Source organism: Streptomyces sp. GL_148, from assembly GCF_057834205.1.
Window position 1 is genome coordinate 2,177,888 of the sequence record NZ_CM174396.1, and the last position, 25,984, is coordinate 2,203,871.

Consider the following 25,984-nt stretch of genomic DNA (forward strand, 5'->3'; position numbering starts at 1 on the left):
CCCAAGGGCTCAATATGAGTCCCATCAAGTGGAGAGGCGCGCCATGGAGCTGATTGCATGCAATCCGCAGGTCCTCCTCGAACGGGCCCGGGGCGCTCTTCTCGGACTCGCGGTGGGTGACGCGCTGGGCGCCCCCGCGGAGAACATGAAGCCCTCGGAGATCCGGGCGAAATGGGGCCGGATCGAGGGCTTCGTCTCGGACGACCCGGCGGGCACGGACGATACGGAGTACGCGATCTTCTCGGGCCTGCTGCTGGCCCGCCACGGGTCGGCGCTGACGGTCGCCCACGTCGAACGGGCGTGGCACCACTGGATCGCGGACCTGGACGAAGGCCCGTTCCGCGGCGCGGGCTTCTCGGAACGCGGCACCCTGGAGAACCTCCGCCGGGGCCTGGCGGCCCCGATCTCCGCCCAGCACCGGCACGCCTGGTCGGACGGTCTGGCCATGCGGGCGGCGCCCTTCGGCGTCTTCGCGGCGGGCCGCCCGGCCGAAGCCGCACGGCTCGTCGCCATCGACGGCTGCGTCAGCCACGACGGCGAGGGCATCTACGGCGGCCAGGCCGTCGCGGCCGGGGTCGCGGCGGCGATGGCCGGGGGCTCCGCGGCCTCCGTCATCTCGGCGGCCCTCTCCGTCATCCCCTCGGACTCCTGGACGGCCCGCTCCCTGCGCCGGGCCGTGACGGCCGCCCCGCGCGGCGAGCGGGCGGTGCGCTCGGCGGTGGTCATCGGCGGCTACCCCTGGACGGACCTGGCCCCGGAGGCGGTCGGCCTGGCCTTCGGCGCGTTCGCCGCATGCGGCGGCGACTTCCCCTCCTCCGTCCTCATGGCGGTCAACATGGGCCGCGACGCGGACACCACGGCGGCCGTGGCCGGCGCGCTCGCCGGTGCGATGTCCGGCGCCCCCGCCATCCCGGCCGCCTGGTCCTCGGCGATCGGCCCGGTCCGCGGAAGCTGCCTCCCCTCGATGCGCGGCTACCACGTCCTGGACATCGCGGACCTCCTCACCCCGGAAACCGAGACCCCCCGATGACCCTGACCCCGACCACCCCGCCCCCGACGAACCCGTCCCCGACCAAGCCGTCCCCACAGCCGGACACCCCGCCCCAGGAGGAGGCGGCGGCCGGGGCCCCGGGGGCCGCCGGCACGCCGGTGCCGGAGTTCCTCCGAGCCCCGACCCCGGTACAGGGCGACACCGCCCCCGGCCCCACGGAGGTGACAGCCCCGGCCGCGCGACCGCAGCCCGATTCCCTTCAAGCCCCGACCCCGGTACAGGGCGACACCGCCCCCGGCCCCACGGAGGTGACAGCCCCGGCCGCGCCGGTCCGGGGGCCCGGGGGCCTGCCCCCGGTTTCGGGAAGGGGCGGGTACGGGGAAAGGCCCCCCGCCCCGGAGCCGCCCCCCGCCGCGCACGACGCCCCGCCGCACACGCAGGCCCGTACCGCCCCGGCGGAGGCCACCGGCGGCCCGCTCACCGCCCCGTCGGGGCCCGCCGCACCGGACGCCCCGCCCCACCCGTCCCCGTCGGGACCCGCCCCACGGGACGCGCAGTCCCGTATGGCCACGGCCACGGCCAAGGCCAGGCCCCTGACCGAGGCGGCCCCCGAGGCCGCCCCCGCGGGGCCCCGCCGGATCGAGGGGCTGCTGCTCGGGCTCGCCGCGGGCGACGCCGCCGGGTGGCCCGCGGCCCGTCACCGGGCCAGCCGGATGCCCGAGTGGACCCGCCGCCTCACCCGCGAGCTCGACACCTTCGCCGAGCAGAACGCCACCACCACCCTCCCCGTCCCCATCGCCCTCAACCAGCCCCCGGAACCGCTCCGCCTCGGCCCCTCCGACGACGCCGAGTGGGCCGCCTTCGCCGCCGAGTCCGTCCTCACCGCCGCCGGCGTGCTGCTCAGCGACCTCTCCCGGTCCCGCCGCATGCGCGCCGCCATCGACCTCGCCTGGAACGCGCTCGCCAGCGAGGTCGCCGCGGCAGCGGAACGCGCGCCCGAGGTCGAGTCCGCCGTCCTCCCCCTCCGCGCCCGGATCTCCGTCCGCGCCGGCCTCGGCAACCTCGCCGCCGGCCTGCGCCCGCCCGCCACCGGCCACGACAACCCGCACTACTTCGACGACGCCGCCTGCATCCGGGCCTGCGTCCTGGCCGTCGTCCATCCCGGGGACCCCGAAGCCGCCGCGGACCTCGCCGAGTTCGACGCCCGCTACACCCAGGACGGCGACGGGGTCCACGGCGCCCGCGCCATGGCCGCCGCCATCGCCACCGCCCTCGCCGCCGCCGGGACCTGCACGGCCGCGGACACCGACGCCGCCGTCGACGCCGCCCTGGCGCAGCTCCCGGAGTCCACCGAGATCGGCCGCAACGCCCGGCACGCGGTGAAACTCGCCCGCGCCGAGACGACCGGCGGAGCCTTCGCCATCGTCCCGCTCCTGGAGCACCAGATCGTCGACCACGTCTACAGCTACGGGATCGCCGCCGCGGAAACCGTCCCCGTGGCCCTCGCCCTCGCCACCGCCGCCCGCGGCCGGGTCGGCGAGGCGGTCCCGGCCGCCGCCTGCCTGTCGCGCGTCGCGGACTCCGCCCCCGCCCTCGCCGGCGCGCTGACCGGCGCGCTCGGCGGCGGCGACTCGCTCCCCGCCGCCTGGCGCGAAGCGTGCCGCACCCTCTCCGGCTGCGCCCTCCCCCGCCTCGCGGGCACCGACCTCGTCGAACTGGCCGCGCTGCTCACCCGTACGGAACTCACCTCACCCAAGCCCCAAGGAAAGCCCCGGACATGACGACCCTGACCCCCGCGGACCCCACCCCCGACACCACCTCCACCTCCACCTCCACCTCCACCTCCCCCACCCTGGACGACCGGATCACCGGCGCCCTCGTCGGCGCGGCCGTCGGCGACGCGCTGGGCGGCCCGGTGGAGGGCTGGACCCCGGAACAGATCGTCGAGCGGCACGGCGGCCGCGTGCGCGGCGTCGTCGGCCCGTGGCACGAGGACTGGCGTACGGCCCGCCCGATCGCCCCGTACCACAAGGGCGACGGCCACGTCACCGACGACACCCTGATGACGCACGCACTGGTCCGGGTTTACGAGGCCGTACGGGACCACCTGGACGCGTACGCGATCGCCGAGCACCTGGTCCCGGACCTGATGACGACCCCCCGCTGGATCCCGGAACTGGAGGCGGACGCCCTCCCCCTGCAGCGGATCTTCCTCGCCGAGAAGTGGATCGTGACTCGGCTGCACTACGCACACGCGGACCCGAGGGAGGCGGGCAACGGCAACATCGTCAACTGCGGCGCGGCTATGTACATGGCGCCGGTCGGCCTCGTCAACGCGGGCAATCCTGCCGGGGCGTACGCGGAGGCGCTGGACGTCACCGGCGCGCACCAGTCCTCGTACGGGCGGGAAGCGGCGGGCGTGTTCGCGGCGGCGGTCGCGGCGGCGTGCCTACCGGGTGCCACGGCTGCCAGTGTCGTCGACACGGCCCTCTCCCTGGCCAAGGACGGCACCCGCGCGGCCATCGCGGCGGTCTGCGAAGTCGCCGCCGGCCACCGGGACTTCGAGTCGGCGCTGGCCCCCCTCCGGGCGGCGGTGGCCCCGTACGACTCGGTCGGGCCGGACTACCGCACGCCCTCCCTGGGCGCGCGGCGCCCCTCGCGCCTGCACTCCATCGAGGAACTCCCCATCGCGCTCGGCATGTTGCTCGTCGCCGACGGCTGCTACGAGACCTCCGTGCTCGGCGCGGTCAACTACGGCCGCGACTGCGACTCCATCGCGACCATGGCCGGTGCGATCGCGGGCGCCCTGTCGGGCGGGGCGGCGGTCCCGCCCGCCTGGGCGGACCGGGTCGCGGAGGCCAGCCGCCTGGACCTGCGCGCCCCGGCGTCCGCCCTGGCCTCGGTCACCCGGGAGGTCTTCGCCCGCGACCGCTCCCGCCGCCGCGCCCACGAGGCCGCTTTCGTGGCTCTGGCGGCTCCCCGATGACCTCCACCCGGCCGGCGCCCCCGCCTGCTTCCCCGAGACCGGCCCCGGGCACCCACGGAGCCACGGGAGCAGGGACCCTTGGCGCGGCCCCGCCCACGCCCGCCCCCGGACCGGCGGCCCGCGGCCCGGCCCGGGCCGGGGGCGAGACTTCCCCCACCCCGCCCCTTCCCGAAACCAGGGGCGCACCCCTGGACCCCGGCCGCCCGGGCCAGCCCGCCCGGGACGGCGAAACGGCCCCGGACGGCGAGACAGACCCCGCCCCCGGACGGGTGCTACCCACCCCGGACGGCCAAACGGGCCCCACCCCCGGAACGAGCCTGCCCGCCCGGGACGGCGAAGTGGCCCCGGGCGGCGGAGCCGGGCCCGTCCGGCTGACCTGGGTCCAGCCCGAGGACCTGGTCGGCCACGAGTTCCGGCAGGCCGCCGAGGACGGTCGCGGGGAAGCCGCGGAGCCGCTGCTGCGCGTCTGGCTCGCGGCGGGCGGCCACCTCGCCCCGGCCCGGGCGGGCGCCTCCCCCACACCGGCCCCACCGGCGCTCCGCGCCCTGGCCACGGACCTCCTGACGGCCCTCGCGGCCCTCCCCGCACCCGCCGAACCGGCCGCTTGGCCCGAGCCGGCGGGTCACGGCGCCGCCCGCGCGCCGGGGTCCAGGGGCCTGCCCCTGGTTCCGGGAAGGGGCGGGGTGGGGAAACTCCCCACCCCCACCCCGCCCCGCCACCCAGAAACCGAGGCCGGGGCCGGGGCCGGGGCCGTTCCCGGGGCCGAGGCCGTGCCCGGAGCCGGAGCCGGGGCCGTGCCCGAGGCCGGAGCCGGGGCCGGGGCCGGGACGGAGGACCGGGCCGAGGTCGTACCCGAGGCCGAGGCCAGGGCCGTGCCCGGCGCCGAAGCCGTGCCCGGGGCCGAAGCAAGGGCCGGGACGGAGGCCCGGGCCGGGGTCGAGCCCGGAGCCGAAGCCGAAGCCGGGACGGAGGCCCGGGCCGGGGCCGTGCCCGGAGCCGAAGCCGGAGCCAAGGCCGGAGCCGGAGCCGAGGCCGGAGCCGGGACTGAGGCCCGGGCCGGGGTCGTGCCCGGGGCCGGGGCCGGGGCCCGGGGCCGCTTCGTAGGGGCCCGGGCGGACGGCGCCGCAGGCGGCCCCGCCCTGCGGCGCAGGCTGGAGGCCGCCTGGCTCGGCCGCGCCGTGGGGTGCGTGCTCGGGAAGCCCGTGGAGAAGTTGCCCCTGCACGGGATCCGGGCCCTGGCCCGGGCCGCCGGGAACTGGCCGCTCGCCGACTGGTTCACCGAGCGCGGCGTACCACCGGAGGTGCTCGCCGCCCACCCCTGGAACCGCCGCTCCGCGCTCACTTCCCTCGCCGAGAACATCGACGGCGCCCCCGAGGACGACGACCTCAACTACCCCCTCCTCGGCCTGCTCCTCCTCCAGCGCCACGGCAAGGGCTTCACCACCGCCGACGTCGGCCGGCTCTGGCTCGACGAGCTCCCGGCCGGCCGTACGTTCACGGCCGAGCGCGTCGCGTACCGCAATCTGCTGCAAGGGCTGGAGCCCCCCGCCACCGCCACCCACCACAACCCGTTCCGCGAATGGATCGGCGCCCTGATCCGCGCCGACGTCCACGGCTGGACCAACCCGGGCGCCCCGGCCGCCGCCGCGGCCCAGGCGTCCCGGGACGCCGCCCTCACCCACACCGGCAACGGCGCCCACGCCGCCACGTTCGTGGCCGCCGCCACCGCCACCGCGGCCACCGGCCGGGCCGACGTGCACACCGCGCTCCGGGCCGGACTGGCCGTCGTACCGCCCCGTTCGCGCCTCGCCGAGGCCGTGCGCTTCGGGATCCGGGCGGCCGCGGACGCGCGGGACACCGCCGCCGGATTCGATACCGTCGTCGACCTGCTCCACGCCCGCTACGGCCACTACCACTGGGTCCACGCCGTGCCCAACACCGCCGTGATCGCCGCCGCCCTCACCCACGCCGACGGGGACTTCACCCACTCCGTCTGCCGCGCCGTCTCCGGCGGCTGGGACACCGACTCCAACGGCGCCACCGCGGGCGCCCTCGCCGGACTCATCGCCGGCTCCCCCGACGCCATCCCGCACCGCTGGACCGCCCCGCTGAAGAACCGCCTCGCCACCACCGTCCCCGGCTTCGACGGCATCGGCTTCGACACCCTCGCCCACCTCACCGCACAGGAGGCAGCCCGCTCATGACGGCCATCGCCGTGCTCGGCAGTACCAACATGGACCTCGTCGCCTACGTGGCCAAGGCCCCCCGCCTCGGGGAGACCGTCACCGGCCGCTCCTTCCGCACCGTCCCCGGCGGCAAGGGCGCCAACCAGGCCGTCGCCGCAGCCCGTTCGGGCGCGGAGGTGGTGATGATCGGCGCGGTCGGGGCCGACGAGTTCGGCGTACGGCTGCGCTCCGCCCTCACCGGCGCCGGGGTCGAGACGGCGGCCCTGCGCACCGTCGAGGGCGCCAGCGGCACCGCGCACATCACCGTGGACGACGAGGGCGGCAACAGCATCATCGTCATCCCCGGCGCCAACGCCCGCGTCACCTCCCTGGAGCCGGGCGACGCCGCCCGCATCGGCGCCGCCGACTCCCTGCTCCTCCAGCTCGAACTGCCCCTGGAGGCCGTGCTCGCGGGCGCCCTCGCCGCCCGCGCCCACGGCGTCCGGACCATCCTCACCCCGGCCCCCGCCCAGCCGCTGCCCGCCGAACTCCTCGCCTCCACCGACCTGTTGGTCCCCAACGAACACGAGGCCGCCGCACTCACCGGGCTCACCGACGTTCACCTCGCCGCGGCGGCCCTGCTCCAGGACGTGCCGGAGGTGGTCGTCACCCTCGGCGCGGCCGGGGTCCTGTACGCCGCCCGCGGCCGCGAGCCGCTGACCCTGCCCGCGCCGCGCGTACGGGCCGTGGACACCACCGCCGCCGGAGACACCTTCGTCGGCGCGCTCGCCGTCGCCCTGGGCGAGGGCCGGCCGATGCCCGAAGCCCTGCGCTGGGCCTCGGCGGCCGCCGCCCTGTCCGTGCAGCGCCCCGGCGCCCAGGACTCGATGCCCACCCGCGCGGAAACCGACGCCTTCGCCGTCTCCGCTTCCGGCCCCACGACCGACCCCGGCCCCGAGCCCGAACCCGCCGCCGGGCCGGACCCCGGGGCCGGCGCCCCGCCCGGTCCCGGCGGCAACGGCCCCGCGCCGCGGCCCGGCGGCGGCTCCGGAGCCGCCTCGTGACCCCCATCGGCCAGGACGCCACCGCCACCGCTCCGCCCCTGCGAGGGCTCCGCGTCCTCGACCTCGCCACCCTCTTCGCCGGTCCCCTCGCCGCCACCCTCCTCGGCGACTTCGGCGCCGAGGTCGTCAAGGTCGAGCACCCGACCCGCCCCGACCCCTCGCGCGGCCACGGCCCCGCCAAGGACGGCATCGGCCTCTGGTGGAAGCTGCTCGGCCGCAACAAGCGGACGATGACGCTCGATCTGTCCACTCCCGGCGGCCGGGACACCTTGCTGCGCCTGGTCGCCACCGCCGACGTGGTGATCGAGAACTTCCGCCCCGGGACCCTGGAGCGCTGGGGGCTGGGCTGGCCCGAGCTGTCCGCCGCGAACCCGCGGCTGATCCTGACCCGCGTCACGGCCTTCGGCCAGGAGGGCCCGTACGCCCACCGCCCCGGCTTCGGCACCCTCGCGGAGGCGATGAGCGGCTTCGCGGCGATCACCGGGGAGCCGGAGGGGCCGCCGACCCTGCCGCCGTTCGGGCTCGCGGACTCGATCGCCGCGCTGACCACCGCGTACGCCGTGATGGCGGCGCTCGCCGGGCGCGACCGCACCGGGCACGGGCAGGTGGTGGACCTGGCGATCATCGAGCCGATCCTGACCGTCCTCGGCCCGCACCCGCTCTGGTACGACCAGCTCGGCTACGTCCAGCCGCGCACCGGCAACCGTTCCACCAACAACGCCCCCCGCAACACGTACCGCAGCCTGGACGGCCGCTGGCTGGCGGTCTCCACCTCCGCCCAGTCCATCGCCGAGCGCGTGATGCGACTCGTGGGCCGGCCCGAGCTGATCTCCGAGCCGTGGTTCGCGTCGGGTTCCGGCCGGGCCGGGCACGCGGACGTGCTCGACGGGGCGGTCGGCGGCTGGATCGCCCGCCACAAGGCGGACGAGGTGACGGCCGCCTTCGAGGAGGCCGAGGCCGCGGTCGCGCTGGTCTACGACGTACGGGACGTCATGGCCGATCCGCAGTACGCGGCCCTGGACACGATCACCGAGGTCGAGGACCCGGAGCTGGGCCCGATCCGCATGCAGAACGTCCTCTTCCGGCTCTCCGGGACCCCGGGGTCGATCCGCTGGGCGGGCCGCCCGCACGGCGCGGACACCGATGCCGTCCTCGCCGAGATCGGCCTCTCCCCGGCCGAGATCACCGCACTCCGCACGGAAGGAGCCCTGTGATCCTGACCTGGCTCTACGTACCCGGCGACCGCCCCGAGGTGGTGTCCAAGGCCCTGCGCGCCGGGGCCGACGCCGTCATCGTGGACCTGGAGGACGCGGTGTCGGCCTCCCGCAAGGAGTACGCCCGCCGCGCCACCGCCGAACTGCTCGGCGACCGGCACCCGGTTCCGGTCCACGTCCGCGTCAACGCGCTGGACTCCCCCTGGGGCGGCGCCGACCTCAGCGCGCTGGGCGGGCTCCACGGTCTCGCCGGACTGCGCCTGCCCAAGATCTCCTCGCCGGAGCAGATCGCCGCCACCGCCGACCGCGCCGCCGGGGTGGCCCTGTACGCCCTGCTGGAGTCGGCGCTCGGCGTGGAACGGGCCTACGAGATCGCCCGCGCGCACCCCGCCCTGCGCGGGCTGTCCCTGGGCGAGGCCGACCTGCGGGCCGACCTGGGCGTCACCGCGGAGTCGGGCCTGGACTGGCCGCGCTCGCGGGTGGTGGTCGCGGCCCGCGCGGCCGGGCTGGCGCCGCCGGCCCAGTCGGTGTTCCCGGACATCCGCAACCTGGAGGCACTGGCGGTCTCCTGCGCCCGGGGCCGGGCCCTCGGCTTCCTGGGACGCGCGGCGATCCACCCGCGCCAGCTCCCGGTGATCGAGCGGGCCTACCTGCCCGGCCCGGCGGAGGTCAGCGCCGCCGAGGAGATCGTGGCCGCGGCCCGCCGCACCCCGGGCGCGGTGGCCCTGCCCGACGGCCGCTTCGTCGACCCCGCGATGCTGGCGGGCGCGGAACGGATCATGACCCTGTCCCGCCGGGACGCCCCGGTGCTCTCCTGACCCGGTGAACGCGAAACGGGAGGGGCGCCGCGCGGTGTGCGCGGCGCCCCTCCCGTTTCGACCGGTGCTCCGGTCAGAGCTTCTTGGCCCCGGGGGCCTCGGCCTTGTCCTTGCCGTCGGCTTCGCCCTCGGCGTCGGCCGTGACGTCGTCCCCGGCCTCTGCGGCGACGTCGCCCGCGGGCTTGTCCTCAGCCTTGGCACCGGCCTTGTCCTCGACCTTGGCCCCGTCGCCCGCTGCCTCACCGTCCCCGGCCGGGGTGTCCCCGCCCTTGGCGCCGGTCACGGCGTCGACAGCAGTGTCGGGTTCGACGACGTCCTCGCGGCCCGGCCGCAGCTTCGCCGACAGCACCAGGTAGATCACGGCGAGCACGAAGACGACGATCGAGGTCCAGACGTTGAGCCGCAGGCCGAGGATGTGGTGGGCCTCGTCGACCCGCATGTACTCGATCCAGCCGCGCCCCACGCAGTACGCGGCGACGTACAGCGCGAAGGCCCGCCCGTGTCCGAGCGTGAAGCGGCGGTCGGCCCAGATCACCAGCAGGGCGACACCGACGCACCAGAGGGACTCGTAGAGGAAGGTCGGGTGGTAGGTCCCGGCGACCCGGTTCGGGCCGTCGGTGATCTCCACTGCCCACGGCAGATCGGTGGCGCGGCCGTACAGCTCCTGGTTGAACCAGTTGCCCCAGCGTCCGCAGGCCTGGGCCAGCGCGATGCCGGGGGCCAGGGCGTCGGCCCAGGCCGGCAGCGGGATGCCGCGCCGGCGACAGCCGATCCAGGCACCGACCGCGCCGAGCGCGATGGCGCCCCAGATGCCGAGGCCGCCCTCCCAGATCTTGAAGGCGTCGACCCAGTTACGGCCCTCGCCGAAGTAGAGCTGGTAGTCGGTGATCACGTGGTAGAGGCGGCCGCCGACCAGGCCGAACGGCACCGCCCACACGGCGATGTCCGCGACCGTGCCCGGCTTACCGCCGCGCGCGACCCAGCGCTTGTTGCCGAGCCAGACGGCGACGAAGACGCCGATGATGATGCAGAACGCGTAGCCGCGCAGCGGGATCGGCCCGAGATGGAGCACGCCCGTCGACGGACTGGGAATGAAGGCAAGGTTCATGGCAAGAGCCGACGCTACCTTGCCGGACGGTGGGGACCGCAACCCGCCCGGCAAGCTGCTCCCGAATCGAGACTGCCGTCAGTGCCCCATGGGCATGCCCGCGTGGTCCGGGGAGGCGTCGGCGGAGCCCGGCCCGCTGGTGCCCGACCGGCCCGCCGAGCGCGCGGCCGGGGACGAGGAGGAGCCCGAGGCGGTGCCCGAGCGGGCGGAGGAGGCCTTCGCCGAGCCCGACGCGGACGGCGACGGCGCCGCGGACCCGGATCCGGACGTGGACTTGGCCGGGGAGCCGGACGCCGACGGGGACGGGGAGCCCTTCACGCCGCCCGGGCCGCCCTTGCCCGCGGCCTCCACCTTCTCCTTCAGCTTCTGCGGGGTCAGCGGGTTGGCCTGGTCCGCGAAGATGTCCGTGCCGTCGAGCAGCACGGTCGGGGTCCCGCGGAACTTGCCCGCGCGGAAGGCGTCCTGCGACTTGTTCACCCAGCTGTCGTGCGTTCCGTCCTCGACGCACGTGCGGAACGCGGCGGTGTCCAGTCCGTCGACCTTCCCGGCCAGTTCCAGCAGCTTGGCGTTCTTGCCGTAGGCGTCGTCGGTCTCCTGGGGCTGGTTGTCGAAGAGCACGTCGTGGTACGGGGCGAACTTCCCGGAGTCCTGTGCGCAGGCGGCCGCGTTGGCGCTCTTGAGCGAGCCGGTGCCGCCCATGTTCCCGTCGATCAGGGTGACGAGGTGGTACTCGACCTTGAGGAGGCCCTTGGCCTCCAGCTCGTGGACGGTGTCCCGGTAGTTGGTCTCGAAGGCCTTGCAGGCCGGGCAGCGGAAGTCCTCCCACACGGTCAGCGTGGAGGGGGCCCCGTCCTTGCCGGTCTGGATGGCGAGTGCGTCCTTGCCCGTGGCCCCGGACGGGGCGACCAGCGGGCCGCCCTTGGCGGAGGATCCGCCCTTGCCCGCGTTCGCCGCGATCAGGCCGACGACGGCCGCCAGTCCGAGTACGCCGACCACCGCCGCCGACACGACGAGGGTCCGCCGGCGCTTGTCCCTAGCCTTCTGCTTCTCGCGCTCCACCTGGAGTCGCTCGCGGGCCGATCGTTTCGTCGCATCGCGGTTCGCACCGTCGTTCATGTCGCTCACGTTCGGCCAAACGAAGCAGGGAGGCACTCTCGTGCCTCCCTGCCCCTACTTCCACCCGATCGGGCTACAGAACCCGCTCAGGGGTCCGGCTGCCCGATCGAACGCTCCGCCCGTCAGCTCCGGCGTACGCCTTCGGCGAGCTCGCCCGCCAGTGCCTTGACGGCGGCGAGGCCGGCGGGGAGGTCCGGTGCGTCGAGCAGCAGCTTGACGAAGGCGGAGCCGACGATCACGCCGTCGGCGAAGGAGGCGACTTCTTTGGCCTGGGTGGCGTTGGAGACGCCCAGTCCCACGCAGACCGGCAGGTCGCTGGTGGCGCGGGTGCGGCGCACGAGATCGGCGGCCTGGTCGCCGACGGATTCGCGGGTGCCGGTGACGCCCATGAGGGATGCGGCGTAGACGAAGCCGGAGCCGGCCTTCGTGATGGTGGCGAGGCGTTCGTCCTTGCTGCTGGGGGCCACGACGAAGACGGTCGCCAGGCCGTGCTTGGCCGCGTGCTCGCGCCACAGGGCGGATTCCTGGACCGGGAGGTCGGGCAGGATGCAGCCGGCGCCGCCGGCTGCGGCGAGCTCGGCGGTGAACCGCTCGACGCCGTAGCGGTCGATGGGGTTCCAGTAGGTCATGACCAGGATCGGGGCGCCGGTCGCCTCGTATGCCTCGCGGACGGTCCGCAGCGTGTCGGCGATCTTGACGCCGCCGCGCAGGGCGATGTCGTCGGCGGTCTGGATGATCGCGCCGTCCAGGACCGGGTCGCTGTGGGGGAGGCCGATCTCGACGACGTCCGCGCCGCCGGCGATGACGGCCTTGACGGCTTCGATGGCGCCGTCGACGGTCGGGAAGCCGGCCGGGAGGTAGGCGACCAGGGCCGCACGGTCCTCGGCCTTCGCCTTGGCGAGGGTCGCCGACAGGAGTTCGATGGTGCCGCTCACTTGGTCTTCCCCTCGGAGGCTTCTGCGTCGTACAGGTCGAAGTAGCGGGCGGCGGTGTCCATGTCCTTGTCGCCGCGGCCGGACAGGTTGACGACGAGCAGGCCGTCCTTGCCCAGTTCCCTGCCGAGGTCCAGGGCGCCCGCGAGGGCGTGCGCCGACTCGATGGCCGGGATGATGCCCTCGGTGCGCGAGAGGAGGCGCAGGGCCTGCATCGCCTGGTCGTCGGTGACCGCCCGGTACTCGGCGCGGCCGGCGTCCTTGAGGTAGGAGTGCTCGGGGCCGATGCCGGGGTAGTCCAGACCGGCGGAGATGGAGTACGGCTCGGTGATCTGGCCCTCCTCGTCCTGCAGGACGTAGGAACGCGATCCGTGCAGGATGCCCGGCTCGCCCGCGGTCAGCGTCGCGGCGTGCTCACCGCTTTCCACGCCGTGTCCGGCGGGCTCGAAGCCGACCAGGCGCACGCCGGCGTCCGGGATGAAGGCGTGGAAGAGACCGATGGCGTTCGAGCCGCCGCCCACGCACGCCGCGACGGCGTCGGGCAGGCGTCCGGCGCGCTCCAGGATCTGGCGGCGGGCCTCGACACCGATGACGCGGTGGAAGTCGCGGACCATGGCGGGGAAGGGGTGGGGGCCCGCGACCGTGCCGAAGAGGTAGTGGGTGCGGTCCACGTTGGCGACCCAGTCGCGAAACGCCTCGTTGATGGCGTCCTTCAGTGTCCGGGAGCCGGACTTCACCGCGATGACCTCGGCGCCCAGGATGCGCATCCGGGCCACGTTCAGGGCCTGGCGCCGGGTGTCGATCTCGCCCATGTAGATGGTGCACTCGAGGCCGAACAGGGCGCAGGCGGTGGCGGTGGCCACGCCGTGCTGGCCGGCGCCGGTCTCGGCGATGACGCGGGTCTTGCCCATGCGCTTGGTGAGCAGCGCCTGACCCAGCACATTGTTGATCTTGTGTGAGCCGGTGTGGTTCAGGTCCTCGCGCTTGAGGAAGATCCGCGCCCCGCCCGCGTGCTCGGCGAACCGGGGCACCTCGGTCAGGGAGCTGGGACGGCCCGTGTAGTTGACCATCAGGTCGTCGAGCTCGGCCGCGAAGGCCGGGTCGCCCTTCGCCTTCTCGTACTCCACGGCGACCTCGTCCACGGCGGCCACGAGCGCCTCCGGAATGAACTTGCCGCCGAACTCACCGAAGTAACCCTCGGCATTCGGGATGTGACCCTCGGGGTCCGGGATGAAGAAACTGCTGGCGCTGGACATGCCCAGGTACTCCTACGGATGCGACGCGGATGTCTTCACCGTATTGCGCCGTCCGCCCGCGACGCGCACACCCCGCTGGGGCATGGGCGTACGAGGGTGCGGAGCGGCCCGCCCCGGAGCCGGCGGCTCGGGGGGAGGGACCGTACGGGGACGCCGACGACGCGGTGTACGACGTACACCGTCCGGCGGGCCTCGTTACGACGCGACTCCCGGTCGCCATCGCATGCCGTTGACCTGACCGGGCTCGGAGCCGATCACGTACCGGACCCGCCGCCCGCGCACGCGCCGGGCCGGGGCGCGGCAGCCGCGAGGGCGGCAGCCGCGCGCCAGGGGCGCGTGCGCCGTCGGCACGCCGGCCAGGGCAGAGCCCGGCCGGGTGCGGACGGAGGGGCGGTTGGGGAGTGTCGTCAAAGTAGCGTCGGCCGCCCGCAGGGCGGTGCCGGCGGGGCCTGGTGCGTGCGATCGCAAGGCGGAGGAGGGAGCCGACGCGGAGCGTCGGCGACCGACGACAACGCGGCGAGCGTGCGTGCCAGGCCCCGCCGGCCAGACGCTACTTTGACGACACTCCCTAGGGGCCATGGGTGCGGGTCAGCTCCGCCCGTGGCGCAGGGCGGGGTGGGCGCCGGCGGCGACGAGGTCGGCCACGGCCGACTTCGGGTCGCGGCCGGTCACCAGGGACTCCCCGACGAGGACGGCGTCCGCGCCCTCGTTCGCATAGGCGATCAGGTCGTGCGGCCCGCGGATGCCGGACTCGGCAACCTTGACGATGTGGGCCGGGATCTCTCCGACGACGCGCTCGAAGGTGGAGCGGTCGACCTTGAGGTCCTTGAGGTTGCGGGCGTTGACGCCGATGATCTTGGCGCCGGCGGCGACCGCGCGCTCCACTTCCTCCTCGTCGTGGACCTCGACGAGCGGGGTGAGGCCGATGGACTCGGCCCGCTCGATGAGGGAGACGAGGGCCTCCTGCTCCAGGGCCGCGACGATCAGCAGCACGAGGTCGGCGCCGTAGGCGCGGGCCTCCCACAGCTGGTACGCCGTGACGATGAAGTCCTTGCGCAGGATCGGGATGTCCACGCGGGCGCGGACGGCCTCCAGGTCGGCCAGCGAGCCACCGAAACGACGCTGCTCGGTGAGGACGGAAATGACCGCCGCACCGCCCGCTTCGTAGTCGGCGGCGAGCCCGGCCGGATCGGCGATGGCGGCCAGCGCACCCTTGGAGGGGCTGGAACGCTTGACCTCGCAGATCACCTTGACGCTGTCGCCGCGCAGGGCAGCGACGCCGTCCTTGGCCTGGGGCGCCTTGGCGGCACGCTCCTTGAGCTCGTCGAGGCTGACGCGCGCCTGCCGTTCGGCAAGGTCTTCGCGGACCCCTTCGATGATCTCGTCGAGCACACTCACGCGAGCGGCCCCCTTCCGGGTCGATGACGGTCGGCCGCCTTGCAGACACGTACAACTGCAAGGTCAGCAGTTCAAATGGTATCCGCAGGACGCCTTGCCCTCCGCACGCGGTTGACGGCGTCCCATTAAATGGACATCCGGAATATTTACTTCAGCTATACCTCAGGGCGCCAGGAAAGAGCCCACGGGCAAGTTCCGGACAACGGAGAAGATCAGGGCCACCGCGCCGATTCCCCACCAGTACAACGGCCGTACGGCGAGCCTCGGAGCCGGCACCCCCCGGTAGGCGCGAACCAGCCACAGGACCATGAAGCCGGCGAAGAAGAAGTAGCCGGCGACCGCCAGTGCATTTGCCCCGATAGCTGTCACGAGATCGCCGTGGGCGAACGCGTGTGCGCTGCGCAGCCCGCCGCAGCCGGGGCAGAGGACCCCGGTCAGCCGGAACAGCGGGCAGGCCGGATAGTGCCCGGGTTCGTTCGGATCCACGGTCCCCACGTACGCGAGGGCCGCGGCGGCCGCTGCCAGCGTGAGCGCCGGACGCGCCAGCCGGCCGGCCCGGGACACGGGCGCGGGAGGCGGTGCGAGGTCGGTCGTTCCAGAGGAGGCGTCCACCCGCTGATTCTCTCCGCTCATGACAAAAGGCGCAGCCCGACAGGGCCGCGCCTTTCGAAAACCCGCGTACCGGCTACCGCCCGGTCAGACCTTGGCGGCGACGCGGTTCGCGGCGATGACCTCGGCGAGGTCGTGGTGCGCGGCCTTCGGCGCGCCCATGCCCGCAGCGCTCATCGCCATGCCCACGACACCGCCGATGGCGACGACGACGAGGCCCGCGTAGAAGCCCAGCGGGTTCGCCAGCACCATGAAGGCGCCGGAGATGCAGAAACCGATGACCGCGATGATGACACCGGTCCAGGCGGCCGGGGTGTGTCCGTGGCTAGTGCCCGCCATGAGTTGCTCCTCGTACTCGGGTGTGCTCTGTCGCACGCCGCACGTGCTGTGTCGAACGGTGCTGTGCCGAACGCTCGATGGTCATTGTCCCGTACCAGGAACCGGCCTCGTTCACGGGGTCGGCTCCTGGTTCACGGGGTCGGTCCCGGTTTCACGGAGTCGGGTCCGGGCCGGTGGGGTCCTCGCCCCGGTCCAGAGCCTTCCACAAGTCCTCCGGCCGGTCCGGGTCCAGCACGGCCGCCTTGCGCGGCTGTGACCCGCCGGGCCCGCCGTCACGCTCGTAGCGGCCGCCCATCGCGGGCCAGGCGCTCCCGAAGCGCAGCGCGAGCAGTCCCGCCAGCAGGATCAGCGCCCCGCCGGCCGCCGTCACGTAGGGCCATGCCGTATGGGTCAGGCCGATCACGTGGGCCGCGGTGTCGGCCGTCGTACGGGCCGCCTGCGCGTCCAGGGCACGCCGGCCGTCCGCGTTGGCCAGGGCGGCCGCCCCCGCGCCCAGGCCGCTCAGCGCGAGCAGCGCCGAGACCAGCAGCCGGCTCCTGCCGCGGACGGCGAAGACGGCGACCAGGGCGGCGAGCCCGACGATGGCCAGGGCGGCGGGCAGGCCGGTGACGGCCCGCCCGTCGGCGGTCACCGGCAGCGAGCCGCCGCCGATGGCGGCGACGCCCCGGGCCCAGACGCGGCCGGAGGCGAGCAGGACGACGGTGGCGCCGAGCGCGCCGAGCAGCAGGGCGACGGCCACGCTGCGGCGGCCGCCGCGGCCCGAGGGGGCCTCGGGCTCGGCGGCGGCATCGGCGTGTTCGGTTCGGGGCGGGGGTACGGCACTCACGTACCCCACTATCCCCTACGGGCTCAGGCGCCGTGGAGGCGGTTCGCCGCTGCCACCGCGCGCAGCACTGCGGCGGCCTTGTTGCGGCACTCGGCGTCCTCCAGCTCGGGCACCGAGTCGGCGACGACCCCAGCGCCGGCCTGGACGTACGCCTTCCCGTCGCGCAGCAGCGCGGTGCGGATGGCGATGGCGGTGTCGGAGTCCCCGGCGAAGTCGAGGTAGCCGACGCAGCCGCCGTAGAGCCCGCGGCGGGTGGGCTCCAGCTCCTCGATGATCTGCATGGCGCGCGGCTTGGGCGCTCCGGACAGGGTGCCGGCCGGGAAGCAGGCGGTGAGCACGTCGAAGGCGGTCTTGCCCTCGGCGACGCGCCCGGTGACGGTGGAGACGATGTGCATGACGTGCGAGTACCGCTCGATGCTCATGAAGTCGACGACCTCCACCGATCCCGGCTCGCAGACCCGGCCGAGGTCGTTGCGGCCGAGGTCGACGAGCATGAGGTGCTCGGCGCGCTCCTTGGGGTCGGCCAGCAGCTCGTCGGCGAGCTCGTTGTCCTGCTGCGGGGTGGCGCCCCGGTGCCGGGTCCCGGCGATGGGGTGGACCATGGCCCGCCCGTCCTCGACCTTGACCAGGGCCTCGGGGCTGGAGCCGACGACGTCGAAGCCGTTCTCGAAGCGGAAGAGGTACATGTACGGGGAGGGGTTGGTGGCCCGCAGGACCCGGTAGACGTCGAGCGCGGAGGCGCTGCACGGAGTCTCGAACCGCTGCGAGGGCACCACCTGGAACGCCTCGCCGGCCCGGATCCGCTCCTTCACGTCCTCCACGGCGGCCTGGTACTTCTCGCCGCCCCACAGCGCCGCATAATCGGGCAGTTCGGAGTCGGGCAGCGCCATCGGCACGTACGGGGCGGGCCGCGCGAGATCGGCCTCCATGGCGTCGAGGCGCGCCACCGCGTCCGCGTACGCCTCGTCCACGCCCGCGGCGAGGTCGTTGTGGTTGATGGCGTTGGCGATGAGCTGGACGGTGCCGTCCCAGTGGTCCAGGACCGCCAGGTCGGAGGTGAGCAGCATCGTCAGCTCGGGCAGCTGCAGGTCGTCCTCGGTGTGCTCGCCGATGCGCTCCAGCCGGCGCACGATGTCGTAGCCGAGGTAGCCGACCATGCCGCCGGTGAAGGGCGGCATGCCGGAGGCCAGGTCACGGGGGGTGTGCAGGGCCTCCACGGTCTGCCGCAGGGCCTCCAGGGGGTCACCGGAGGTCGGGACGCCGACGGGCGGCGTGCCGATCCAATGGGCCTGGCCGCCTTGGACGGTGAGGGTGGAGGCGCTGCGGACACCGACGAAGGAGTAGCGCGACCAGGAGCGGCCGTTCTCCGCGGACTCCAGGAGGAATGTCCCGGGGCGTTCTGCGGCCAGCTTGCGGTAGAGCCCGACGGGCGTGTCACCGTCCGCCAGCAGCTTGCGGCTGACGGGGATGACGCGGCGGTCGGCCGCAAGCTTGCGGAACGTCTCAAGATCCATGGCGTGGGACCTTACTTGTGATCGGCGTCGGCTATTCGGCTTCGGCGGTGGGGCCGGAGGGACCGGCCAGGGGGAGGACGTCGGCATCGAAACACGTCCGGGCACCGGTGTGGCAGGCCGCGCCGACCTGGTCCACCTGGACGAGCACGGTGTCGGCGTCGCAGTCGAGCGCGACGGACTTCACGTGCTGGAAGTGGCCGGAAGTGTCCCCCTTCACCCAGTACTCCTGACGGCTGCGCGACCAGTACGTGCAGCGGCCGGTGGTCAGGGTGCGGTGCAGGGCCTCGTCGTCCATCCAGCCGAGCATGAGCACCTCACCGGTGTCGTACTGCTGGGCGATGGCCGGGACCAGACCGTCCGCGGAGCGCTTGAGGCGGGCGGCGATGGCGGGATCGAGGGAGGACGTACTCATGGGAGCCATTGTGCCGGGCCGGGGCGACGATCAAGGATCCCTGTCCGCCTGATGGGCAGGCACGGGGCGGGTTCCAGCCGTAGGCTGGCCAGCATGTCTACCCATGCGAAGCGTGAACGACTGCTGCTGGCCGACCTGTTGGAGTCGGCCGGCCCCGAGGCGCCGACGCTGTGCGACGGCTGGCGGACGCGGGAGCTCGCCGCGCACGTGGTGGTCCGGGAACGTCGCCCGGACGCGGCGGGCGGACTACTGCTGAACGTCCTGAAGGCCCGCCTGGACCAGGCGATGGAGGAGTACGGGGCCAAGCCGTACGAGGAGCTCATCCAGCTGATCCGCACGGGCCCGCCGAAGATGTCCGTGTACTCGCTGAAGCAGATCGACGAGCTGGCGAACGCGGTGGAGTTCTACGTCCACTCCGAGGACGTCCGCCGGGCCCAGCCGGACTGGTCCCCGCGCCCCCTGGACCCGGTCTTCTCCGACTCCCTCTGGTCCCGCCTGGAGAAGCTGGCCCGCCTGACGGGCCGCCGCTCCCCGGTGGGCCTGGTCCTGCGCCGCCCGAACGGCCAGACGGCGGTGGCCCACAAGGGCGCGCCGGTGGTGACGGTGACCGGCGAGCCTGGAGAGCTGACCCTGTTCTGCTTCGGCCGCCAGGACGCTGCCGCGGTGGAGCTCGACGGCCCGAAGGAAGCCATCGCGAAGCTCACGGTGGCCCGGCTCGGCATGTAGCCCCGCGCACCTTCTTGACGCGGAGCACACCTTCTTGACGCGCCGCACACCTTCTTGACGCGGAGCTCGCACCGCTACGCGGGCTTCGCCCCGCTGCGCCGGACTCCGTCCGGCGGTGGCCGGGCGGGGTGCTTGCCACCGCCGTCCCGGCGCGGGGTCCGGTGGGCGGGTGCGGCTGAGTGGGCCCTGCGGGGCGAGGTCCCCTACCCGCCCTTCGCCCGTTCCCCGGGCTCCGCCCGGACCCGGTCCTCAAACGCCGGACGGGCTGGATTTTGCCGCGCAGCGGCACATCAGCCTCGCCGGCGTTTGAGGACCGGGGTCTGGGGCGGAGCCCCAGGGCGGTCCGGGCGCAGCCCGGGGAACGGTGGAAGGGCGGGTAGGGGACTCGCCCCGCAGGGCCGACCACCCGCACGCGCCCACGGGGCAGGAGGTGCTCTCAGGCAAAAGCAAGTTCCGCGCGGCGGACCGCGGAGGCCGAGGTGCCGACTATCTCCAGCGCAAGACATTGGCGTCCCGCCAGACGTTCCCGTTCACGAACCGGCCCCCCACGGGCGAAGTGAACCTCAGCGGACCGGGTGGCCCGCTTCCCTCAGCGCGTCCTTGACCTGGCCGATGCGCAGGTCTCCGAAGTGGAACACCGACGCCGCGAGCACCGCGTCGGCGCCCGCCGCGATCGCCGGCGCGAAGTGCGCGAGCTTGCCCGCGCCGCCCGAGGCGATCACCGGGACCGTGACGTGCTTGCGCACGGCCGCGATCATCTCGGTGTCGTAGCCGTCCTTGGTACCGTCCGCGTCCATCGAGTTCAACAGGATTTCCCCGGCGCCCAGCTCGGCCGCCCGGTGCGCCCACTCGACGGCGTCGATGCCGGCGCTCTGCCGGCCGCCGTGGGTGGTCACCTCGAAGGAACCGGAGGCGGTCCGGCGGGCGTCGACCGACAGGACGAGGACCTGGCGGCCGAAACGCTCCGCGATCTCCTGGATCAGCTCGGGCCGGGCGATGGCGGCGGTGTTCACGCCGACCTTGTCGGCGCCGGCCCGCAGCAGCTTGTCCACGTCGTCCGCGGTGCGGACGCCGCCGCCCACGGTCAGCGGGATGAAGACCTGCTCGGCGGTGCGGCGCACCACGTCGTAGGTGGTCTCCCGGTTCCCGGAGGAGGCGGTGATGTCGAGGAAGGTCAGCTCGTCGGCGCCTTCGGCGTCGTAGAGCTTGGCCATCTCGACGGGGTCGCCGGCGTCGCGCAGGTTCTGGAAGTTGACGCCCTTGACCACGCGGCCGTTGTCCACGTCCAGGCAGGGGATCACCCGTACGGCGAGGGTCATGCCGAGCCTCCCGCGACGGGGCCGAAGGCCTCGACCTCCACCTCGACGACCATGCTCGGGTCCACGAACCCGTTGACGATGATCAGCGTCGAGGCGGGGCGGATCTTGTCGAAGAGCTCGCTGTGGGCGCGGCCGACCTCGTCCACGTCACGGGCGTGCGTGAGGTAGAGGCGGGTGCGGACCACGTGCTCGGGGCCGAGCCCGGCCTGCTCCAGCGCCTTGAAGGCCACGCTGAAGGCCTTCATGGTCTGGTCGTACGGGCCGCCCGCGTCGGCCCCGGTGCAGCCGGAGACCAGGACCAGCCCGTTGGAGAGCTGCACGGCACGGGAGTAGCCGAGTACGTCCTCGTAGGCGCCGCCGGAAGAGATGCGTCGGCCCTCGAAAGGGTTCGTGGAGCTGTTCTCGGAACTCATGCGGAGACCACCTTCAGGGCTTCTTCGAGCGTGAACGCCTTGGCGTACAGGGCCTTGCCTACGATGGCGCCCTCGACGCCGGCCCCGACGAGCCCGGCCAGTGCGCGCAGGTCGTCGAGGGAGGAGATGCCGCCGGAGGCGACGACGGGCCGGTCGGTGGCGGCGCAGACGTTCTTCAGCAGCTCCAGGTTGGGGCCGGTGAGGGTGCCGTCCTTGCCGATGTCGGTCACGACGTACCGGGCGCAGCCCTCGGAGTCCAGGCGCGCGAGGGTCTCGTAGAGGTCCCCGCCCTCGCTGGTCCAGCCGCGGCCCTTGAGGGTGGTGCCGCGTACGTCGAGGCCGACGGCGATCTTGTCGCCGTGCTCGGCGATGGCCTTGGCGGCCCACTCGGGGGTCTCCAGGGCGGCGGTGCCGAGGTTGACGCGGGTGCAGCCGGTGGCGAGGGCCGCGGCGAGCGTGGCGTCGTCGCGGATGCCGCCGGACAGCTCGACCTTGATGTCCATGGCGCCGGTGATCTCGGCGACGAGCGAGCGGTTGTCACCGGTGCCGAAGGCGGCGTCCAGGTCGACCAGGTGCAGCCATTCGGCGCCGGCGGCCTGCCAGGCCAGGGCGGCCTGGAGCGGGGAGCCGTAGGAGGTCTCGCTGCCGGACACGCCGTGCACGAGGCGGACGGCCTGGCCGTCGCGGACGTCGACGGCGGGGAGCAGTTCGAGCTTCTTCGACGTCGTCATCACAGGGTCTCGATCCAGTTGGTGAGGAGCTGGGCGCCGGCGTCCCCGGACTTCTCGGGGTGGAACTGGGTGGCCCACAGGGCCCCGTTCTCCACCGCCGCGACGAACCGCTCGCCGTGCGTGGCCCAGGTGACCTTGGGGGCCTTGATCAGCGGGTTGGTGACCTCCAGCGACCAGTCGTGGGCCGCGTAGGAGTGCACGAAGTAGAAGCGGGCGTCCTCGTCCAGGCCGGCGAAGGCCTGGCTGTCGGCCGGCGCGTCCACGGTGTTCCAGCCCATGTGGGGGACGATCGGGGCCTGGAGCGGGCCGACCGTGCCGGGCCACTCGTCGAGTCCCTCGGTCTCCACGCCGTGCTCGATGCCGCGCTCGAAGAGGATCTGCATGCCGACGCAGATGCCCATGACCGGGCGGCCGCCGGAGAGGCGGCGGCCGATGATCCAGTCGCCGCGCGCGTCCTTGAGCCCCTGCATGCAGGCGGAGAAGGCTCCGACGCCGGGGACGAGGAGTCCGTCGGCGTCCATGGCCTTGTCGTAGTCGCGGGTGATCTCCACGTCCGCGCCGGCGCGCGCGAGGGCGCGCTCGGCGGAGCGGACGTTGCCGAAGCCGTAGTCGAAGACCACGACCTTCTTGGTGGCCCTTTTGCCAGATGAGGGGCGTATGGTGCTCACTCCCAAATTCCCTGGATCCGCAGCACTCCGGCGACCAGGCACATCACGGAGCCGATGGCGAGCAGGACGATGACCGAGGCGGGCATCTCCTGCTTCTTGAAGGAGTAGACGCCGCCGGCCAGGAACAGGCCGAGGACGATCAGGATCGTGTTGAGCCCGTTCACGCTAGAGGGCGCCCTTCGTGGAAGGCAGGATCCCGGCGGCGCGCGGGTCGAACTCGGCGGCGTAGCGCAGGGCCCGGGCCAGCGCCTTGAACTGGCACTCCACGATGTGGTGGGCGTTGCGGCCGTACGGCACGTGGATGTGCAGGGCGATCTGGGCCTGCGCGACGAAGGACTCGAAGATGTGCCGGGTCATCGTCGTGTCGTACGAGCCGATCATCGGCGCCATGTTCTCGGGCTCGGTGTGCACGAGGTAGGGGCGGCCGGACAGGTCGACGGTCACCTGGGCGAGGGACTCGTCGAGCGGCACGGTGCAGTTGCCGAAGCGGTAGATGCCGACCTTGTCGCCGAGGGCCTGCTTGAAGGCGGCGCCCAGCGCGAGCGCGCTGTCCTCGATGGTGTGGTGGCTGTCGATGTGCAGGTCGCCCTCGGTCTTGACCGTGAGGTCGAAGAGGCCGTGGCGGCCGAGCTGGTCGAGCATGTGGTCGTAGAAGCCCACGCCCGTCGAGACGTCGACCTTGCCCGTGCCGTCAAGGTTTATCTCGACGAGGACCGAGGTCTCCTTCGTGGTCCGTTCGACCCGTCCGATGCGGCTCATGCGTGCTGCTCCTTCTTCAGTGCGCGAACCGCTTCCAGGAACGCGTCGTTCTCGGCCGGGGTGCCCGCGGTGACCCGCAGCCATCCCGGTACGCCGTTGTCCCGGACCAGGACGCCCTGGTCGAGGATCTTCTGCCAGGCGGTGTGGGAGTTCTCGAACCGGCCGAACTGTACGAAGTTCGAGTCGGAGTCGGTGACCTCGAAGCCGATCCCCCGCAGCTCGGTGACCAGGCGGTCGCGCTCGGCCTTGAGCTGCTCGACGTAGCCGAGCAGGGTGTCGGTGAATTCCAGGGCGGCCAGCGCGGTCGCCTGGGTGACGGCCGACAGGTGGTACGGCAGGCGTACGAGCTGTACGGCGTCGACCACGGCGGGGTGCGCGGCCAGGTAGCCCAGGCGCAGGCCGGCGGCGCCGAAGGCCTTGGACATGGTCCGGGAGACCACCAGGTTCGGGCGGCCCTCGATCAGCGGCAGCAGCGAGTCCCGGTGGCTGAACTCCACGTAGGCCTCGTCCACGACGACCAGGCTGGGCCCGGCCGCCTGCGCGGCCTCGTAGAGGGCCAGGACCGTCTCCGCCCCGACCGCGGTGCCCGTGGGGTTGTTGGGCGAGGTGATGAAGACGACGTTGGGCGCGTGCGCGGTGATCGCCTGCTCGGCGGCCTCCACGTCGATGGTGAAGTCCTCGTTGCGCGGGCCGGAGATCCAGTCGGTCCCAGTGCCGCGCGCGATCAGCGCGTGCATCGAGTACGAGGGCTCGAAGCCGATCGCGGTGCGGCCGGGCCCGCCGAAGGTCTGCAGCAGTTGCTGGAGGACCTCGTTGGAGCCGTTGGCGGCCCACACGTTCTCCCGCGCGACCGGGTGCTTGCCGGTACGGGTGAGGTAGGCGGCGAGCTCGGTGCGCAGCTCGACGGCGTCCCGGTCGGGGTACCGGTTGAGGGTGCGGGCGGCCTCGGCGACCCGCTCGGCGATGCGCGCGACGAGCGGCTCGGGCAGCCCGTACGGGTTCTCGTTGGTGTTGAGCTGGACGGGCACGTCCAGCTGCGGGGCGCCGTACGGGGTCTTGCCGCGCAGCTCGTCCCGGATGGGGAGGTCGTCGATGCCGATGACGGCCGCGGTGTCAGTGCCGTCCGTGGCGCCCGCGGTGACTGTGGTGTCTGTGGTGCCGGTCATGCCTGGGGAACCTTCCACCCGAAACGTGCCTTCAGAGCCGCGCCGTGCGCGGGCAGGTCCTCGGCCTCGGCCAGCGTCACCACGTGGTGGGTGACCTCGGCGAGGGCGTCGCGCGTGTAGTCGACGATGTGGATGCCGCGCAGGAAGGACTGCACGGACAGGCCCGAGGAGTGGCAGGCGCAGCCGCCGGTGGGCAGCACGTGGTTGGAGCCCGCGCAGTAGTCGCCCAGCGAGACCGGGGACCAGGGGCCGACGAAGATCGCGCCGGCGTTGCGCACGCGGGCGGCCCAGGCGGCCGCGTCGGCGGTCTGGATCTCCAGGTGCTCGGCGCCGTACGCGTCGACGACCTTGAGGCCGTCCTCCAGGCTGTCGACCAGCACGATCGCGGACTGGCGGCCGGCCAGCGCGGGCTTGATCCGGTCCTCGATGTGCTTGGTGGCCGCGACCTGCGGCTCCAGCTCCTTCTCGACTGCGACGGCGAGCTCCTCGCTGTCCGTCACCAGTACGGCGGCGGCCAGCGGGTCGTGCTCGGCCTGGCTGATCAGGTCGGCGGCGACGTGCACCGGGTCGGCCGTGGAGTCCGCGAGGACCGCGATCTCGGTCGGGCCCGCCTCGGTGTCGATGCCGATCTTGCCGGTGAAGTAGCGCTTGGCGGCGGCGACCCAGATGTTGCCGGGGCCGGTCACCATGTTCGCGGGGGCGCACTCCTCGGTGCCGTACGCGAACATCGCGACGGCCTGGGCACCGCCCGCGGCGTACACCTCGTCGACGCCGAGCAGCGCGCACGCGGCCAGGATCGTCGGGTGCGGCAGGCCGCCGAAGTCCGCCTGGGGCGGGGACGCGAGCGCGATGGACTCGACGCCCGCCTCCTGGGCCGGGACGACGTTCATGACGACCGAGGACGGGTACACCGAGCGGCCGCCCGGGGCGTACAGCCCCACGCGCTCCACCGGAACCCATTTCTCGGTCACCGTGCCGCCGGGGACCACCTGGGTGACGTGCTCGGAGCGGCGCTGGCTGCGGTGCACGATCCGCGCGCGCCGGATCGACTCCTCCAGGGCGGCGCGGACGGCCGGGTCGAGCTGGTCCAGAGCGGTCTTGAGCGCCTCGACGGGCACCCTGACCTGCTCGAGCTCGACCCCGTCGAACTTCCGCGCGTACTCGATCAGCGCCGCCGTTCCACGATGGTGGACGTCCTCGCAGATGGGCCGCACCTTCTCCAGGGCGGCTTCTACGTCGAACTCGGCACGGGGCAGCAGATCGCGCAGGGCGCCACCCTCGGGGAGGGTGTCGCCGCGCAGGTCGATACGAGAGATCACCTGGCAATTCTCTCAGACCGCCTCGCGCCACCGTTCGTCCGTATCACTGGCTGATACAGGCCACGGACGTTTCCCGATGTCACAGCGGCGCTCTAGCGTGCAGGTACGCGCGGCTCGTCCGCGCGTACAAGCGGG

At 73.7% G+C, this 25,984-nt stretch carries 26 protein-coding genes and 1 pseudogene; 8 read left to right on the plus strand and 19 right to left on the minus strand.

Annotation, left to right across the window (positions count from 1 at the left end):
• Positions 1 to 43: 43 nt before the first annotated feature.
• The 7 genes from AC3IYI_RS09980 (at position 44) to AC3IYI_RS10010 (ending at position 9,238) form a co-directional block, all read left to right on the plus strand.
• Positions 44 to 1,030 (plus strand): ADP-ribosylglycohydrolase family protein, encoded by a 987-nt coding sequence (locus AC3IYI_RS09980; protein WP_356515378.1) that lies wholly within the window; start codon positions 44 to 46, stop codon positions 1,028 to 1,030.
• Entirely contained in the window at positions 1,027 to 2,772 is a 1,746-nt protein-coding gene (locus AC3IYI_RS09985) for an ADP-ribosylglycohydrolase family protein (RefSeq protein WP_489409839.1), read from the plus strand. Before AC3IYI_RS09980 ends, AC3IYI_RS09985 begins: the two co-directional genes overlap by 4 nt.
• Positions 2,769 to 3,977, plus strand: a complete 1,209-nt coding sequence (locus AC3IYI_RS09990; RefSeq protein WP_489409840.1) for an ADP-ribosylglycohydrolase family protein — start codon at positions 2,769 to 2,771, stop codon at positions 3,975 to 3,977. The genes AC3IYI_RS09985 and AC3IYI_RS09990 overlap by 4 nt, the downstream gene beginning before the upstream one ends.
• Positions 3,978 to 4,867: 890 nt before the next feature.
• Positions 4,868 to 6,181 carry an ADP-ribosylglycohydrolase family protein gene (locus AC3IYI_RS09995; RefSeq protein WP_489411489.1) on the plus strand — a complete coding sequence of 438 codons (1,314 nt, stop codon included), beginning with the start codon at positions 4,868 to 4,870 and terminating at the stop codon, positions 6,179 to 6,181.
• On the plus strand, positions 6,178 to 7,206 hold the full coding sequence (gene rbsK, locus AC3IYI_RS10000; RefSeq protein WP_489409841.1) for a ribokinase: 1,029 nt from the start codon (positions 6,178 to 6,180) through the stop codon (positions 7,204 to 7,206). The genes AC3IYI_RS09995 and rbsK overlap by 4 nt, the downstream gene beginning before the upstream one ends.
• On the plus strand, positions 7,203 to 8,420 hold the full coding sequence (locus AC3IYI_RS10005) for a CaiB/BaiF CoA transferase family protein (RefSeq protein ID WP_489409842.1): 1,218 nt from the start codon (positions 7,203 to 7,205) through the stop codon (positions 8,418 to 8,420). Before rbsK ends, AC3IYI_RS10005 begins: the two co-directional genes overlap by 4 nt.
• Entirely contained in the window at positions 8,417 to 9,238 is an 822-nt protein-coding gene (locus AC3IYI_RS10010; protein WP_489409843.1) for an HpcH/HpaI aldolase/citrate lyase family protein, read from the plus strand. Before AC3IYI_RS10005 ends, AC3IYI_RS10010 begins: the two co-directional genes overlap by 4 nt.
• A gap of 73 nt (positions 9,239 to 9,311) precedes the next feature.
• Here the strand turns inward: AC3IYI_RS10010 and lgt are convergent, their stop codons facing one another.
• From lgt to hisI, 11 genes and pseudogenes are all read right to left on the minus strand, one after another.
• On the minus strand, positions 9,312 to 10,346 hold the full coding sequence (lgt, locus tag AC3IYI_RS10015) for a prolipoprotein diacylglyceryl transferase (protein WP_489409844.1): 1,035 nt from the start codon (positions 10,344 to 10,346) through the stop codon (positions 9,312 to 9,314).
• Between the two features lie 330 nt (positions 10,347 to 10,676).
• Positions 10,677 to 11,462 (minus strand): annotated as a pseudogene (locus AC3IYI_RS10020) (DsbA family protein); the annotation flags it as partial.
• Between the two features lie 122 nt (positions 11,463 to 11,584).
• Positions 11,585 to 12,397 carry a tryptophan synthase subunit alpha gene (gene trpA / locus AC3IYI_RS10025; protein WP_489409845.1) on the minus strand — a complete coding sequence of 271 codons (813 nt, stop codon included), beginning with the start codon at positions 12,395 to 12,397 and terminating at the stop codon, positions 11,585 to 11,587.
• Complete coding sequence (gene trpB, locus AC3IYI_RS10030; RefSeq protein WP_489409846.1) at positions 12,394 to 13,650, minus strand: tryptophan synthase subunit beta; 1,257 nt, start codon at positions 13,648 to 13,650, stop codon at positions 12,394 to 12,396. The genes trpA and trpB overlap by 4 nt, the downstream gene beginning before the upstream one ends.
• 195 nt (positions 13,651 to 13,845) lie before the next feature.
• On the minus strand, positions 13,846 to 14,061 hold the full coding sequence (trpM, locus tag AC3IYI_RS10035; RefSeq protein WP_489409847.1) for a tryptophan biosynthesis modulator TrpM: 216 nt from the start codon (positions 14,059 to 14,061) through the stop codon (positions 13,846 to 13,848).
• 177 nt (positions 14,062 to 14,238) lie between these two features.
• Positions 14,239 to 15,048 (minus strand): indole-3-glycerol phosphate synthase TrpC, encoded by an 810-nt coding sequence (gene trpC, locus AC3IYI_RS10040; protein ID WP_243330285.1) that lies wholly within the window; start codon positions 15,046 to 15,048, stop codon positions 14,239 to 14,241.
• A 162-nt stretch (positions 15,049 to 15,210) separates the two neighbouring features.
• A complete protein-coding gene (locus AC3IYI_RS10045; protein WP_489409848.1) occupies positions 15,211 to 15,681 on the minus strand; it encodes a DUF2752 domain-containing protein in 471 nt (156 codons plus the stop codon).
• Between the two features lie 63 nt (positions 15,682 to 15,744).
• Positions 15,745 to 15,996: an HGxxPAAW family protein gene (locus tag AC3IYI_RS10050; protein WP_489409849.1), complete on the minus strand. Its 252-nt coding sequence runs from the start codon at positions 15,994 to 15,996 to the stop codon at positions 15,745 to 15,747.
• 151 nt (positions 15,997 to 16,147) lie between these two features.
• Positions 16,148 to 16,831: a TIGR02234 family membrane protein gene (locus AC3IYI_RS10055; RefSeq protein WP_489409850.1), complete on the minus strand. Its 684-nt coding sequence runs from the start codon at positions 16,829 to 16,831 to the stop codon at positions 16,148 to 16,150.
• A gap of 14 nt (positions 16,832 to 16,845) precedes the next feature.
• Complete coding sequence (locus tag AC3IYI_RS10060) at positions 16,846 to 18,336, minus strand: anthranilate synthase component I (RefSeq protein WP_489409851.1); 1,491 nt, start codon at positions 18,334 to 18,336, stop codon at positions 16,846 to 16,848.
• Positions 18,337 to 18,367: 31 nt separating this feature from the next.
• Positions 18,368 to 18,757, minus strand: a complete 390-nt coding sequence (gene hisI, locus AC3IYI_RS10065; RefSeq protein WP_243330280.1) for a phosphoribosyl-AMP cyclohydrolase — start codon at positions 18,755 to 18,757, stop codon at positions 18,368 to 18,370.
• 84 nt (positions 18,758 to 18,841) lie between these two features.
• On the opposite strand from hisI, the gene AC3IYI_RS10070 reads away from it, so the two are divergent.
• The gene (locus AC3IYI_RS10070) at positions 18,842 to 19,474 is read left to right on the plus strand and encodes a TIGR03085 family metal-binding protein (RefSeq protein ID WP_489409852.1); all 633 of its coding nucleotides are present in this window, start codon (positions 18,842 to 18,844) and stop codon (positions 19,472 to 19,474) included.
• A gap of 563 nt (positions 19,475 to 20,037) precedes the next feature.
• Here AC3IYI_RS10070 and hisF read toward each other — a convergent pair.
• Genes hisF through hisD form a run of 8 tightly spaced genes read right to left on the minus strand, consistent with a single transcriptional unit; the run spans position 20,038 to position 25,849 of the window.
• Positions 20,038 to 20,793, minus strand: a complete 756-nt coding sequence (gene hisF / locus AC3IYI_RS10075; protein ID WP_489409853.1) for an imidazole glycerol phosphate synthase subunit HisF — start codon at positions 20,791 to 20,793, stop codon at positions 20,038 to 20,040.
• The gene (locus AC3IYI_RS10080) at positions 20,790 to 21,206 is read right to left on the minus strand and encodes a RidA family protein (RefSeq protein WP_489409854.1); all 417 of its coding nucleotides are present in this window, start codon (positions 21,204 to 21,206) and stop codon (positions 20,790 to 20,792) included. Before AC3IYI_RS10080 ends, hisF begins: the two co-directional genes overlap by 4 nt.
• Positions 21,203 to 21,937, minus strand: coding sequence for a bifunctional 1-(5-phosphoribosyl)-5-((5-phosphoribosylamino)methylideneamino)imidazole-4-carboxamide isomerase/phosphoribosylanthranilate isomerase PriA (gene priA, locus AC3IYI_RS10085; protein WP_489409855.1), 735 nt, complete (start codon positions 21,935 to 21,937; stop codon positions 21,203 to 21,205). The genes AC3IYI_RS10080 and priA overlap by 4 nt, the downstream gene beginning before the upstream one ends.
• Complete coding sequence (hisH, locus tag AC3IYI_RS10090) at positions 21,937 to 22,596, minus strand: imidazole glycerol phosphate synthase subunit HisH (protein WP_489411490.1); 660 nt, start codon at positions 22,594 to 22,596, stop codon at positions 21,937 to 21,939. The genes priA and hisH overlap by 1 nt, the downstream gene beginning before the upstream one ends.
• 5 nt (positions 22,597 to 22,601) lie before the next feature.
• Positions 22,602 to 22,769, minus strand: coding sequence for a hypothetical protein (locus tag AC3IYI_RS10095; protein WP_250743789.1), 168 nt, complete (start codon positions 22,767 to 22,769; stop codon positions 22,602 to 22,604).
• Position 22,770: 1 nt separating this feature from the next.
• Entirely contained in the window at positions 22,771 to 23,364 is a 594-nt protein-coding gene (gene hisB, locus AC3IYI_RS10100; RefSeq protein ID WP_215035049.1) for an imidazoleglycerol-phosphate dehydratase HisB, read from the minus strand.
• The gene (locus tag AC3IYI_RS10105) at positions 23,361 to 24,530 is read right to left on the minus strand and encodes a histidinol-phosphate transaminase (RefSeq protein WP_489409856.1); all 1,170 of its coding nucleotides are present in this window, start codon (positions 24,528 to 24,530) and stop codon (positions 23,361 to 23,363) included. Before AC3IYI_RS10105 ends, hisB begins: the two co-directional genes overlap by 4 nt.
• Positions 24,527 to 25,849: a histidinol dehydrogenase gene (gene hisD / locus AC3IYI_RS10110; protein WP_489409857.1), complete on the minus strand. Its 1,323-nt coding sequence runs from the start codon at positions 25,847 to 25,849 to the stop codon at positions 24,527 to 24,529. The genes AC3IYI_RS10105 and hisD overlap by 4 nt, the downstream gene beginning before the upstream one ends.
• Positions 25,850 to 25,984: the final 135 nt, after the last annotated feature.